10 protein-coding genes are annotated in these 14854 nt (G+C 33.4%); all 10 read left to right on the forward strand.

Annotated features, from left to right (window positions below):
- Positions 1-22 precede the first annotated feature (22 nt).
- The gene (gene sprA, locus OD917_RS15080) at positions 23-7243 is read left to right on the forward strand and encodes a cell surface protein SprA (protein ID WP_263524247.1); all 7221 of its coding nucleotides are present in this window, start codon (positions 23-25) and stop codon (positions 7241-7243) included.
- A gap of 83 nt (positions 7244-7326) precedes the next feature.
- Positions 7327-7707, forward strand: a complete 381-nt coding sequence (gene gcvH, locus OD917_RS15085) for a glycine cleavage system protein GcvH (protein WP_111283763.1) — start codon at positions 7327-7329, stop codon at positions 7705-7707.
- Entirely contained in the window at positions 7700-8083 is a 384-nt protein-coding gene (locus OD917_RS15090; RefSeq protein ID WP_263524248.1) for a VanZ family protein, read from the forward strand. The genes gcvH and OD917_RS15090 overlap by 8 nt, the downstream gene beginning before the upstream one ends.
- Positions 8084-8197: 114 nt before the next feature.
- Positions 8198-8941 (forward strand): deoxyribose-phosphate aldolase, encoded by a 744-nt coding sequence (gene deoC, locus OD917_RS15095; protein WP_263524249.1) that lies wholly within the window; start codon positions 8198-8200, stop codon positions 8939-8941.
- A 19-nt stretch (positions 8942-8960) separates the two neighbouring features.
- Positions 8961-11084 (forward strand): energy transducer TonB, encoded by a 2124-nt coding sequence (locus OD917_RS15100; RefSeq protein ID WP_263524250.1) that lies wholly within the window; start codon positions 8961-8963, stop codon positions 11082-11084.
- Between the two features lie 156 nt (positions 11085-11240).
- Positions 11241-12143, forward strand: coding sequence for a heme o synthase (gene cyoE, locus OD917_RS15105; RefSeq protein ID WP_263524251.1), 903 nt, complete (start codon positions 11241-11243; stop codon positions 12141-12143).
- A gap of 2 nt (positions 12144-12145) precedes the next feature.
- Positions 12146-12733 (forward strand): heme-copper oxidase subunit III, encoded by a 588-nt coding sequence (locus OD917_RS15110; RefSeq protein WP_263524252.1) that lies wholly within the window; start codon positions 12146-12148, stop codon positions 12731-12733.
- Between the two features lie 42 nt (positions 12734-12775).
- Entirely contained in the window at positions 12776-13759 is a 984-nt protein-coding gene (locus OD917_RS15115) for a cytochrome c oxidase subunit 3 (RefSeq protein WP_263524253.1), read from the forward strand.
- 19 nt (positions 13760-13778) lie between these two features.
- Positions 13779-14129, forward strand: a complete 351-nt coding sequence (locus OD917_RS15120) for a cytochrome C oxidase subunit IV family protein (RefSeq protein ID WP_111364867.1) — start codon at positions 13779-13781, stop codon at positions 14127-14129.
- 79 nt (positions 14130-14208) lie between these two features.
- Complete coding sequence (locus OD917_RS15125) at positions 14209-14850, forward strand: hypothetical protein (protein ID WP_263524254.1); 642 nt, start codon at positions 14209-14211, stop codon at positions 14848-14850.
- Positions 14851-14854: the final 4 nt, after the last annotated feature.

A 14854-nucleotide genomic window follows, 5' to 3' on the forward strand; every position in this document is an offset into this window, starting at 1 on the left:
CATTTTCATATAAAAGAATTCTATGCGTAAAATTTGTATTTTGTTGCTGGTCTTACTCTGCGGTAATGTTTTGCGCGCACAGGTTACTCCCGCAACACAAGATACAACTAAAACTCAGTTTTCAGTAGGTAAAATCGAGTTAGAAGATCCTCCAAGTATACTATCGGCGTACAGATACGACCCTATTACTGATCGTTATATCTACACCAATTCTGTTGACGGTTTTTCTATCAATTATCCACTAATTTTAACTCCTAAAGAGTATGAAGATTTAGTTTTAAAAGAATCCAGAAGAGATTATTTTAGAAAAAAATCGGATGCCATAGATGGTAAAAAAGCTGGAGCGGAAGCAGCCAAAAAAGATTTATTGCCAAGATATTACATCAATTCGAGTTTATTCGAAAGTATTTTTGGAAGTAATACCATAGATGTAAAACCCACAGGATCAGTAGAAATGGACTTGGGTCTTCGTTATACTAAACAAGATAATCCGTCATTTTCACCTAGAAATAGATCAAGTCTGACTTTTGATTTCGATCAAAGAATCAGTATGAGTTTAATGGGAAAAATTGGAACTCGTCTTGAAGTAAACGCAAACTACGACACACAATCAACATTTGCTTTTCAAAATTTATTCAAACTAGCTTACACACCTTCAGAAGATGATATCGTTCAAAAAGTAGAGGTTGGGAATGTGAGTATGCCTTTAAATAGTACCTTAATTCGTGGTGCGCAAAGTTTATTTGGGGTTAAAGCACAGCTGCAATTTGGTAAAACAACTGTGACTGGAGTTTTCTCAGAACAAAAGTCTCAAACCAAAAGTATAGTCGCAGAAGGTGGAGGAACAGTGCAGAACTTTGATTTATTTGCATTAGATTATGATAATGACCGACACTTCTTCTTGTCACAATACTTCAGAAATAAATACGATGCTTCTCTTCGAAATTATCCATTAATTGACAGCCGTGTTCAAGTTACAAGGATTGAGGTATGGGTAACCAATAAACAAAATAGAGTAACAACGACGAGTAATAACTTAAGAAACGTTATTGCACTTCAGGATTTAGGAGAAGGTCAGGTTTCGGGTGTTCCAGATAATGAAGTGGTTGTTATTACAGATCCAACGGGATTTTTCAATAATCCTATAGATTCTCCAACAGACAATACAAATAACAAATATGATCCTGCAGCTATTGGAAAAGCAGGAAGTTATTTGAATTCTAATATTAGAGAAATTGTTACAGCCAAATCTGGATTCAATAATACCAATGTAAACGAAGGTACTGATTACTCAGTTCTTGAAAATGCTAGAAAATTAACTACAAACGAATATACATTTAACCCGCAGTTAGGGTATATTTCGTTACAGCAGCGTTTGGCTAATGATGAGATTTTAGCTGTTGCTTTCGAATATACCGTTGGAGGAAAAGTATACCAAGTCGGAGAATTTGGAAGTGATGGTGTTGATGCAACAGTAGTTACAGGAAATAACAATGCTAACCAAGCAATTGTAACGCAAAGTTTGGTTTTGAAAATGCTGAAAAGTAGTTTGACTAACGTTAATAATCCGGTTTGGGACTTGATGATGAAAAACGTTTATCAAATTCCTCAAGCTTATCAAATCAAACAAGAAGATTTTAGACTTAACATTCTTTATACAGATCCTTCGCCAATAAATTATATTACGCCAGTAACAGGAACTACATTCCCAACAAATCCTGCTCCAGATGATAAAGTAGAACAAACGCCATTATTGAATGTTTTTAATCTTGACCGTTTAAATTACAATAACGATCCTCAAACTGGAGGAGATGGATTCTTTGATTATGTTCCTGGGGTAACTGTCGATGTACAAAATGCCCGAATTATTTTTACAACAAAAGAGCCATTTGGAGAACTTTTGTTTAGAAAATTACAGAACTCAGGTTCGGGTGAAAATTATAATGATCCAAACTCGTACAATGCCAATCAGAAGAAATATGTGTTTAGAAACATGTATAAAAATACTCAGGCGGGAGCTTTACAGGATAGTGATAAAAACAAATTTTTATTACGAGGAAAATACAAATCTTCAGGTAGTAGCGGTATTCCAATTGGAGCCTTCAACGTTCCTCAAGGATCTGTTGTTGTAACTGCTGCAGGAAGGGTTTTAGTCGAAGGTATTGACTACAGTGTAGATTACCAATTGGGGAGAGTACAGATTTTGGATCCTTCATTGCAAGCTTCAAATACGCCAATCGAGGTTTCGTTAGAGAACAACTCTATCTTTGGTCAGCAGACAAGAAGATTTATGGGAGTAAATGTTGAACATAAAATCTCTGATAAATTTGTTGTTGGCGGGACTTTATTAAAAATGACAGAGCGTCCTTTTACTCAAAAATCAAGTTACGGGCAAGAATCTGTAAATAATACTATTTTTGGTTTCAACGGAAATTATGCGACAGAAGTTCCATTCTTAACAAGACTGGCTAACAAATTGCCAAATATTGATACAGATGTTCCTTCTAATCTTTCAATTCGTGGAGAAGTTGCATTTTTAAAACCAGATGCACCAAAAGCAAGTGATTTTGAAGGAGAGGCAACTATTTATATCGATGATTTTGAAGGATCTCAAACAACAATTGATATGAGATCTGCGTATGCTTGGAGTTTGGCTTCAACACCATTTATTAATTCAGCGACAGATAATACTTTTAATGCTAGTTCAAATACATTAGAGTATGGTTATAAACGTGCAAAATTAGCTTGGTATACTATTGATCCTATTTTCTATTCGTCAAAGCCATCTGGGATTTCAAATGATGATTTATCATTAAATTCAACCAGAAGAATTTACAGTAGAGAGCTTTATCCAAATACAGATATTGCACAGGGACAGATTCAGGTTGTAAATACTCTTGATTTAACGTATTATCCATCAGATAGAGGACCTTATAATAATAATCCAAATTTTGCGACAAGTAATCCATCTACTAACTTTGGTGGAATTATGCGTGCCTTGAATTCTACAAACTTTGAGCAGGGTAACGTAGAATACATTCAGTTCTGGGTACTTGATCCTTATGTTGGAAATGGAGAAGCACAGCCAAGTAACGTTGGTAAGATTTATTTCAATTTAGGTGAAGTTTCTGAGGATGTTCTAAAGGACGGAAGAAAACAATATGAAAATGGTTTAGGGCCAGATCAGATAATGGTAAATCCTCAGCCACTTTGGGGAGATGTTCCGGCTTCTCAGTCATTAATTTATGCATTTGATACTAATCCAGATAATCGTAAAAATCAAGACGTTGGTTTAGACGGTTTGCCAGATGCTAAAGAGGCATCAGTTTATACCAATTATGCAGGTGAAGCGGATCCTGCAGCTGATAACTATATTTATTATTTAAATACAGATGGAGGTGTTTTGGAGCGTTATAAAAGATATAATGGAACTGAGAACAACTCTGCTGTAAGTGTTGATGATCCAAATCGCGGTTCTACAACTCTTCCAGACGTTGAAGATATCAATCGTGATAATACCATGAGTACAATCAATGCGTATTATGAATACAGTATTGATTTAAAACCAGGAATGCAGGTAGGGGAAAATTATATTAGTGATATTCGTGAACCAGAAGATGTAGGTAATGTAGAATTGCCAAACGGATCTACTACGCGAGCAAGATGGATTCAGTTTAAGATTCCTGTTTCGCAGCCTAAAAACACCATTGGAAATATTACCGATTTTAGATCGATTCGTTTCATGCGTATGTTTATGACTGGATTTAATGATCAAATGACAGTTCGTTTTGGAGCTTTAGATTTAGTTCGAGGAGAATGGAGAAGATATACAGGAACATTAGATGCTACTGACACAAATCCTGATGATGACGGAACTGAATTTGACGTTGCGGCGGTAAATATCCAAGAAAACAGTACAAAATGTCCTGTGAACTATGTTATTCCTCCAGGAGTTCAAAGAGAGCAATTGTATAATAATAATACAATTATTAACCAAAATGAGCAGTCGTTAGCGGTTAGAGTAGGCGGTACAGGATTACAATATCAAGATTCTAGAGCAGTTTTCAAAAATGTAAGTGTTGACATGCGTCAGTACAAAAAATTGAAAATGTTCCTTCACGCCGAATCGCTTCCAAGTGAAAATCCTCTTTTGGATGACGAAATGATTGGATTTATCCGTTTTGGTAACGATTTTACGCAAAACTTTTACCAAATTGAAATTCCTTTAAAAGTAACAACAACTGGAGGTTCTTGTACCATAAGTCCAAACCAAGTTTGGCTAGATGAAAATAATATTGATTTAGCGCTTGATTTATTGACGCGAATGAAAATTAAAGGAATGTCTGTTGATATTAATTCTGGTAAAAGAGATGTTAATGGAATTTATTATCCAGATGATGACCCAGATTTAATTCCAAGTGGAGGTGATGGTGACAGCAAATTAAGATTAGGTATTAAAGGAAATCCAAATTTTGGTTTAGTACGAAATTTAATGGTCGGAGTAAAAAGTGCTGCCGATCATAAAGATATTAAAGGAGAGGTTTGGTTTAATGAGCTTCGCATGTCTGATTTGGAGAACAAAGGAGGTATGGCTGCTTTATTAAATGTTGATACCAACATGGCCGATTTGATGACATTATCTGCTTCAGGTAAAAAAAGTACAATTGGTTTTGGTTCTCTAGAACAAGGTGCCAATGAAAGAGATCGTGAAGATATTCAGCAGTATAATATCGTAACTAATATTAATTTAGGAAAATTACTTCCTCAAAGATGGGGAATTAATCTTCCGTTTAATTATGCAATTGGTGAAGAGATCATTACGCCAGAATATGATCCGTTTAATCAGGATATTAAGCTAGATCAATTAATTGCTGAAACAACAGACCCTGCAGAAAAAGACAATATAAGAACGCGTGCAATAGATTATACTAAGCGTAAAAGTATCAACTTTATTGGGGTAAGAAAAGACAGAGCGCCAGAGCAAAAACCTCACGTATATGATGTGGAGAATTTTACATTCTCTCAGTCATATAATCAGGTTGAGCGTCATGATTATGAAGTAGAAGATTACGAAGATGAACAATCTAATACTTCGGTGAATTATGCTTATACATTTCAGCCTAAAGAAGTAGTTCCTTTTAAGCAAACCAAATTCATGAAAACAAGTGAATATTGGAAACTATTAAGCGATTTTAATTTTAACTACCTGCCGTCGAATGTATCTTTTAATACCAATATTTTAAGACAAAGCAACCGTCAGCAATATAGACAAGTTGATGTAGAAGGTATAGGTCTTGATCCTCTGTATAGAAGAAATTTTGCATTTAATTATCAGTACGGTTTTGGATTTAATTTGACGAAATCATTGAAATTAAATTATACAGCAGCATCTAACAATATCGTAAGAAACTTTTTGAATGACGATAATACGCCAAAAGAAGACTTCAATATCTGGGATGACTATTTGGACATTGGTATACCAAATCAGCATTTACAGCAATTGGTTTTGAATTATGATATTCCAATTAATAAAATTCCAATTTTTAGTTTTGTAAAAGCCACTTATTCGTATACGGCTGATTACAATTGGCAAAGATCATCAACTGCACTTTCTCAATATGTTGACGAAAATGGAGTGTCGTGGGATTTAGGAAATACAGTTCAGAATGCGAATTCGAATACTTTTTCAACGACATTAAATATGAATACGCTGTATAAATATTTAGGATTGACACCAGGTTCAAAACCAGCTGCAAAAGCAAAACCAGCTGCTCCGCCAAAACCAGGTGAAAAAATTGTAAATACAGCCAAACCTGTAACAAGTAGTAATCCTTTTTATGATGGTTTAATTGGAGTTTTGACGAGTATTAAGAATGTTCAAATTAACTATACTAAAAACAGTGGTACAGTTTTACCGGGATATATTCCTGGAGTAGGTTTCTTTGGAACATCTAAACCTTCATTAGGATTCGTTTTTGGTAGCCAAGATGATGTACGTTTCGAAGCAGCTAAAAATGGATGGTTGACGAGTTATCAAAATTTCAATCAAAATTTTACACAGGTAAGCAATAAGCTTTTGAAAATAACAGCAAATGTTGATTTGTTCCCAGACTTAAAAATTGATTTGGCGATGGATCGCGCTTATTCTGAAAATTCATCAGAACAATATAGCGTTGATCCCGCAACAGGGCAATATTTGCCTTTGTCGCCATATACCTATGGAATGTTTTCTATTTCGACAGTCTTGATTAAAACTTCTTTTTCTACGAGTACAGAAACAGAATCTGCGGCATTTGATGATTTTAGAAATAATCGATTGACTATTGCCAATCGTTTGGCAGAACAGCATTATGGTGGGGCAGCAATTCCTAGATATGGTGATGCAAATAATCCAATTCCAGATGAATCTGATCCAAATTATAAAATTTATTCATCAAACGTTGGTTATCCAATTGGTTTCTCAAAAAGCAATCAAGCAGTTTTATTGCCATCATTCTTGGCGGCATATACGGGAGCAAATGCTTCAAATAGTTCGACAGATATTTTTAGAAGTTTCCCTATTCCGAACTGGAGTGTGAAATACAACGGATTAATGCGTTACAAATATTTTAAAGATCATTTTAGACGTTTTTCATTGCAGCATAATTATAGAGCTTCTTATACAATTAGTCAATTTAGATCAAATTTTGACTATTATGAAACTCCGGGAGGTCAGGATGTGAATACAAATTTCTATAACAAAACGATCATGTCAAATGTGAATTTAGTAGAACAATTTAGTCCACTAATTAGAGTAGACTTCGAGCTGAAAAATTCATTCCGTTTGCTAACAGAAATTAAGAAGGACCGTGCCTTGTCTATGAGTTTTGACAATAACTTGTTGACAGAGGTTAAAGGAATTGAATATGTTGTTGGAATGGGGTACCGTTTTAAAGATGTAATTATCTCTTCTAGACTTGCAGATAATCCAACAGGAATTATAAAAAGCGATATAAATCTGAAGGCCGATTTCTCATATAGAAACAATGCGACTTTGGTTCGATATTTAGATTACGATAATAATCAGCTGGCAGCAGGACAGAATATATGGACTTTAAAAGTGTCAGCAGATTATGCTTTCAGTAAAAACTTAACCGCAATATTCTATTATGACCATTCGTTCTCGAAAGCAGTTATCTCAACTTCATTTCCTTTAACGAATATTAGATCAGGTTTCACACTTCGTTATAATTTTGGAAATTAATTTGGGTTTCTAAACTAGATTTATTAGAAGATTATTACATTTGTGGCTTAAATTTTAAATTATCAATTTTCAAACATACTATTATGAGCATACCAGCAAATTTAAAGTACACAAAAGATCACGAATGGGTTAGCATCGAAGGAGATGTTGCGACTGTAGGAATTACTCATTTTGCACAAAAAGAGTTAGGAGATATCGTGTATGTTGAGGTAGAAACTTTAGATCAGACACTTTCAAAAGATGAGGTTTTTGGAACTGTTGAGGCTGTAAAAACAGTTTCAGATTTATTTTTACCATTAACAGGTGAAATCATTGCTTTTAATGAAGATTTAGAAAGTGCTCCTGAAACTGTAAATTCAGATCCTTATGGAGCTGGATGGATGATTAAAGTAAAAATTGCTGATGTGTCAGAAATTGATTCTTTATTATCAGCTGATGACTATAAACAATTAATCGGTGCCTAAACAGCTGCTTTTAATTTGGGCCATTATCTGTACAGGGATCATTAGTTATTTTTGTCTTACAGATTCAGGTAACTTACCTGCAGTTAGTATCCCAAGTATTGATAAAATTGTACATTTCTGTTTTCATTTTGGATTTACAATTTCTTGGATTTTGTTTTTCAAAAAAGAATTAAAAGGAAAAGAAGCAGATGATTATAAAGCCTATTTAATTTCCTTTATATTTTCTGTTTTTTTCGGAATTACAATCGAAATCCTGCAAAGTGCTCTTACTGTGACTAGAGCTTCAGATGTTGCTGATGTTTTGGCGAATACACTTGGTGCCTTTGTAGCAGTCTTTTCTGCAATCGGATTTAAAAAGCAAATCGATAAAATTTAATATTAAGACCCACTTCGGTGGGTTTTTTTTTACAAGAAAATGAAGTGCTCAAAAAGCTGTGTTTTTTCAATATAAAATGTACTTTTGTGCTGGTTTTCTGCAACTTCTATCAAAATGAATGTAAAGCAATATTTGGACTCAACGTATTTAAAAACTGCATCGCAAGCTGGTCTTTCGGAAGCAGAAAATACTCTTGTGGTTAAAAATGCTATTGCCGAAGCAATTCAAGAAGGATTTAAACTCATTATGATTCGACCAGAATATGTTTCTCTGGCAAAAAAAATGATAGTTGAAGCCAACTCGGTTTTGTTGGTAGGAACAGTAATTGATTTTCCAGAAGGAAAGTCAAGTCTTGAAACCAAAATTAAAGAAGCAAACGAAGCTATTACGAATGGAGCTGATGATTTAGATTTTGTGTGTAATTACGAAGCATTTAAGAGCGGTGATCTTGATTTAGTAAAAAAAGAAATCTTAATTGGAACCCAAATTGGTTTAGCGAATGATAAAACAGTTAAATGGATTATCGAAGTTGCAGCTTTGACAGATAAAGAAATTATTCAGTTATCTGCCTTGATTAAAAATGTTGTGGTTTCTAATTTTAAAGAAGATGATTTTGATTCTGTGTTTGTAAAATCTTCAACAGGCTTTTATAATACAGACAATGGTCTTCCAAACGGAGCTACGGTACCAGCAATAATTATGATGCTTGAAAATGTTTCTCCTCTTCCAGTAAAAGCGGCGGGAGGTGTTCGTTCATTTGAAGAAGCTTCAGAAATGATTCGTTTAGGAGTTAAGCGAATCGGAACTTCAGCTGCAAAAGCAATTGCAAATGGAGAAATTTCCCCAAATCAATATTAAATAAATACCCATATTTTAAGTGAATAAGTTTTTTTTGTCCTTTGTTTTAATTTTTTCATTCTTTATTGTCTCTTCTCAGCAAAATGGGAGTTCTTCCGTTCAGCCTGGTTTTACGGCAGAAATGTTTCCGGTTTTTCCAAATTGCGAAAATTTGGAAGGTAAAAAATTAGAAAATTGTTTTTATAAAGAAGTTCAGGATTTTGTGTTTAACAATTTTCAAGTTCCAGAAAATTTAAAACAAAACAATTATAAAGGAGAAGTAAAAGTACTTTTTGAAGTTAATGCTGAGGGTGAATTTAAAGTAATTTATGTTTCTGCAGGAAATGAAGAATTGTCTGAAGAAGCAAAACGTGTGTTTGGAGCATTTCCGAAGATAAAACCCTCAACTTATAATGGAAAGCCAACATATTCTAAATATACTATTTCTATTGATATTCCGCTAAAAAGTTCAGAGCAGATTGCTGCAGAAGCTTTAGCAGCTGCTGAAATCTTAAAACCAGTTGAAAAACCAATGACTGAGCTGGATAGTATAGTGTATAAAAAATACAATAATCCAGAATTTGAAAGCCATTTAAATATTCCATTTTCACATAGTTATTATGCTCAGTTTGATGCAGCGATGAATCAAGTGGGAAGTAATAATCATACAGCATCTAAACCGTATACTTATGCGGAGGTTTCTAAATATTATAATCTAAAGGCAGTTAACGAGTCATTGCAAAAAAAGACTTCGACTTGGCTGGGAAGAAAATGGTGGAACGAAAACCTAGTTCAGATTCAGGGAGAAGATTATTGGCTAGCTTTGAATTCGATTGTTGATTTGCAATTAGGAAAAGCTTCAGATCTTGATGCTTCTTATACATATGTAAATACAAGAGCATTAAATTTTAGAGGAGGTTTAGGAAAACAAATAAATTTTACTACTACATTTTTTGAAAGCCAAGGTAGATTTGCTGGTTATTTTAATGATTATGCAGAATCAATTAAACCATCAGGAGGAAATCCTGCAATAATACCAGGGATTGGAATTGCAAAACGATTTAAAACTGATGCTTATGATTTTCCTTTAGCTGAGGCAAATATTACTTTTGCTCCAAGTAAGTTTTTTGACTTTCAATTGGGTTATGGCAGAAATTTTATAGGAGATGGTTATCGTTCTTTGCTTGAAAGTGATGGAGCGAGTCCTTATCCATACTTTAAGATTAATACTAATTTTTGGAAAATTAAATATACCAACACTTATATGTGGATGAAAGATGTTCGTCCAGATGTAACTGCTGAAAAAACATATGCTACAAAATTTATGGCAAACCACTATTTGAGCTGGAATGTCTCTAATAGATTGAATTTAGGATTCTTTGAATCTGTGGTTTGGGCAGATACTAATAATAGAGGCTTCGATGCGAACTTTATAAATCCAATTATTTTTTATCGTGCCGTAGAATTTGGATCTTCATCTAAAAGCGGAAATGCACTTTTAGGATTAACAGGTAAATATAAATGGAATAACAGTGTAAATCTGTACTCTCAATTTTTGATTGATGAATTTTCTGTGTCTGATGTTGGAGCAGGAAATCAAAGCTGGAAAAATAAATTTGGATTTCAGTTAGGTGCAAAATATTTCAATGCATTCAACGTAAAAGATTTGTTATTGCAAGTTGAATGGAATAGTGTGCGTCCTTACGTATATTCTCATAGTTCTGTTATTACAAATTATGGGCATAATAACCAGAGTGTAGGGCATCAATGGGGAGGTAATTTTAGAGAGCTTGTTGCAATTGCCCGTTACCATAAAGGGCGTTGGCTAGCAGATGCTAAATTTACAGTTGGAACCAGAGGTTTAGATTTTGATACTGCTGAAGACTCCTATAATTATGGAGGCAATATTTATAAAAGTTATGACGAAAATAGACCTTATGATACAGGTGTAAAAATAGGGCAGGGGAATAAAACAAGTGTTTTTATTGCAGATATCCAAGGAGGTTATTTAATTAACCCAATGACCAATTTAAAATTATTCGGAAGTCTAATTTATAGAAATTTTGATCCTACTCAGGAAACAGCTACGACTTTTAAGCAAAATACGACTTGGTTTAGCATAGGTTTACGTTCAGATATTTTCAACTGGTATTTTGACTACTAGTTTTTAATAAGATTTTTCAAAACAATAGTGTTAAAGATTTACAAGTTCTTATTTTATGCAGGGTTTATTAAAAAAAATCTATTTTTATAGGTCTATATTCTACAATCTAATTTGTACATTTGCAGCACTCAAAAAAAATACACAAAATACACTAGATTGAACACTGCAAAAAATACATTATCAATCAAATCAATATTTCTAGATTTTAAAGAGATTACTAAAGCTGGTCTGGCTATTAGTGTGTTGTTTTCTTCTATTGCGGGATATTTGTTAGGAGTAGATTCTGAACACCCTTTTAAATGGGGCGTTTTAGCTGTTTTGGCAGTTGGCGGTTACTGTATGGTGGGGGCTTCAAATGCTTTTAATCAAGTAATTGAGAAAGATATTGATTCTTTAATGGATCGCACTAAAAATCGTCCAGTGCCATCAGGGCGTATGTCTCCAAGATTAGCTTTGCTAGTAGCAAGTTTGTTAACTATTTTAGGGATTGCACTTCTTTATACTATAAATGCTAAGTCAGCAATGTTTGCTGCAATTTCTATATTTCTTTATACAAGTGTATATACGCCATTAAAAACAGTAACTTCGTTGTCTGTTTTTGTTGGAGCTTTTCCTGGAGCAATTCCGTTTATGCTGGGCTGGGTAGCTGCAACTGGCGAATTTGGTATTGAAGCAGGTACTTTATTCTTGATTCAATTCTTTTGGCAGTTTCCTCATTTTTGGTCTATTGGGTGGTTTTTGTATGAAGACTACGAAAAAGCAGGAATTTTTATGCTTCCAACTGGTAAAAAAGATAATGGAACGGCATTACAGATAATATTGTATACAATTTGGCTAATAATAGCGTCATTATTGCCTATGTTAGGTTTTACAGGACAATTGTTTATTTCTCCAATTGCAGCTGTTCTTGTATTTCTTTTAGGAATTTGGATGCTTTTCTATGCAGTTAAACTGTATCAGTTAAGAACTGCAAAAGCGGCAAGGACATTAATGCTAGTAAGTGTGTCTTATATATCGCTTTTACAAATTGTATTTATAGTAGATAAATTTTTAAGATAGTTATGGAAATGACATTAAAAACAAATGAAGAACAAGCAAGAAAGTCAAAATCAGCAAAACTGATTTTACTTTTTGCAATGGTAAGTATGACCATGATGTTTGCAGGTTTAACAAGCGCATTTGTAGTAAGTAAATCAAGAGCGGACTGGTTGAAGAATTTCGAACTTCCTTCAGCATTTTATTGGAGCACAGCGGTAATTATTGCGTGCAGTGTTACTTTTTATTTAGCCAAAAAAGCTACTCAAAAAGATAACAGAAGCGCAGTTACAAGTTTGCTTTTAGGAACTTTAGCTCTAGGAGTTTTATTTGTAGTATTGCAATTCAAAGGATTTGGACAAATCGTTGAAGAAGGATACTATTTTACAGGAGAAGGTAGCTCAATTACTACAACTTTTCTTTATGTTGTAACGGTTACACACTTGTTGCACTTAGCTGGCGGATTAATTTCACTTTTAATTATAATTTATAATCATTTTAAACAAAAATACAATTCGACTCAAACTCTTGGTATAGAACTAGGTGCGATGTATTGGCACTTTTTGGATTTATTATGGGTATATTTATTTTTATTTTTATATTTCTTTAAATAAGAAAAAAACGTAAATTTGGGAACTTTTTAACGAATATCTTTTATGGGAGCGACAGTTACTACTGCAAACAACGACGAAAAAACTTGGGGAGGCGGTCACAATGAGCCTTTAGGAGCAAGTTATGGTAAAATGATGATGTGGTTTTTTATCGTATCAGATGCCTTAACATTCTCTGGATTTCTAGGAGCTTATGGTTTTTCTAGATTTAAATTTATTGAAACTTGGCCTTTGGCTGATGAAGTGTTCACTCACTTCCCATTTATGCATGGTGTTGCGGCTCCAATGTATTATGTAGCATTAATGACTTTTATTTTGATCTTTTCTTCTGTAACAATGGTATTAGCTGTTGATGCAGGACACCAATTGAAAAAAACAAAAGTTGCAATCTACATGTTCTTAACTATTATTGGAGGTTTAATTTTCGTTGGTTCTCAAGCTTGGGAATGGAAAAACTTCATTAAAGGTGAATATGGAGCAGTTGAAACTGTTGGAGGTAGTTTGCTTCAGTTTGTGGACAAAGATGGTAAAAGAGTAGCTTTAGCTGATTTTGCTGTTAAATTGCCAGAACAAAGAGAAGCTTTAACAAGAAGCCATTCAACTTGGTTTATGGAAGATGCTCAATCTCTTCCTTCTTATACAGTTGCTGAAGTTCAGGCTGGATTTAAAGCTCACCCTGAAATTTTAATTAGAACAGAAAAACTTACAGATAAAAAGAAAAAGACTGTTTTATCAAGAGAAGAATCTGAAAAACATTTAGCTAGTGCTAAATATGTTGTAGAAGGTGCTAACTTGATTAGAAACGAATATGGTAATAAATTATTCGCTGATTTCTTCTTCTTCATTACAGGTTTCCACGGATTCCACGTATTCTCTGGGGTTATTATCAATATCATTATTTTCTTTAATGTATTATTAGGTACTTACGAGAAAAGAAGAAGCTACGAAATGGTAGAGAAAGTTGGATTATACTGGCACTTTGTAGATTTAGTTTGGGTATTTGTATTTACAGTTTTCTACCTAGTTTAATTTTTAGAATTTAATTATTATGTCACACGAGCACGTATCAAATACAAAAAGAATCTGGTTTGTTTTCGGATTGCTTTCAGTAGTAACTACAGTTGAAGTTATCTTAGGTATCTACAAACCTGGAGTATTAGAATTTAATCACTTTGTTGGATTGAATCTATTAAACTGGATTTTCTATATCTTAACAATTTTCAAAGCATATTATATTGTATGGGCATTTATGCACATGGAAGGTGAAAAAAGCAGCCTTAGATGGTCTGTTGTTTCTCCTGTTATCTTCCTAGTTTTATATTTATTGTTTATTCTGTTAACAGAAGGACATTATATTTATGGGGTTTTTAAAGATTCTACTATTAAATGGAATTTTTAACATGATATTAATTCGAAAAGAAGCTCCGATTTACGGAGCTTTTTTTATTTTTGTACCTCAATAATTCTCCGTTAATACAATGAAAAAAAATATTGTTCTCTTTGTACTTTTTGTATTGCCAATTGTAGCGTATTTATTTTTCGCTTCTGGTGTAAATAGTTTTACAACACTTCCTGTAATAACACCTAAAGTTGCTGATTTTGGAAATTGGAATTCATTAAACGGAAAAAAAATCTCCCTTGATAAAAAGATTACTGTATTAGGTTTTTCGGGTTCAAATATTTTAGAAAACAGAGGGAATTATTTTAATTTAAATGAAAAGATCTACAAACGTTATAATGGTTTTGAAGATCTTCAGTTTGTAGTTTTATGCCCGATCGGAACAGAAAAAGATGCTCAAAAAATTGTTGATGCTTTATCTCCTTTTACAGATGTTAAAAACTGGAATTTTGTATTTGCTTCAAATGAAGAGATTCAGGAATTTTATGACGGATTGCATTTAAAAGAAAAATTAAATCAAAATCTTGGGACTTCGAATGTTTATATTATTGATAAAGAAAGAAACCTAAGAGGAAGAAAAGATAAAGAAGAGTATAAAGAAGGATATGATACTTTTCATCCGTCAGAGTTAAGTAACGAAATGCTGGATGATTTTAAAATTATCTTATACGAATACCGCGCAGCTTTAAAGAAGAATCATAACGCTACAAAGCAACTTTAAAATC

This window comes from Flavobacterium sp. SH_e (assembly GCF_025717045.1).
In the GTDB taxonomy this organism is placed as follows: Bacteria; Bacteroidota; Bacteroidia; order Flavobacteriales; family Flavobacteriaceae; genus Flavobacterium.

What these genes read in the sequence shown, in the direction of transcription:
- OD917_RS15115 (WP_263524253.1), top strand. Translation starts at nt 12,776, where the DNA reads ATGGGAGCGACAGTTACTACTGCAAACAACGACGAAAAAACTTGGGGA.
- sprA (WP_263524247.1), top strand. Translation starts at nt 23, where the DNA reads ATGCGTAAAATTTGTATTTTGTTGCTGGTCTTACTCTGCGGTAATGTT.
- deoC (WP_263524249.1), top strand. Translation starts at nt 8,198, where the DNA reads ATGAATGTAAAGCAATATTTGGACTCAACGTATTTAAAAACTGCATCG.
- OD917_RS15120 (WP_111364867.1), top strand. Translation starts at nt 13,779, where the DNA reads ATGTCACACGAGCACGTATCAAATACAAAAAGAATCTGGTTTGTTTTC.
- gcvH (WP_111283763.1), top strand. Translation starts at nt 7,327, where the DNA reads ATGAGCATACCAGCAAATTTAAAGTACACAAAAGATCACGAATGGGTT.
- OD917_RS15110 (WP_263524252.1), top strand. Translation starts at nt 12,146, where the DNA reads ATGGAAATGACATTAAAAACAAATGAAGAACAAGCAAGAAAGTCAAAA.
- OD917_RS15125 (WP_263524254.1), top strand. Translation starts at nt 14,209, where the DNA reads ATGAAAAAAAATATTGTTCTCTTTGTACTTTTTGTATTGCCAATTGTA.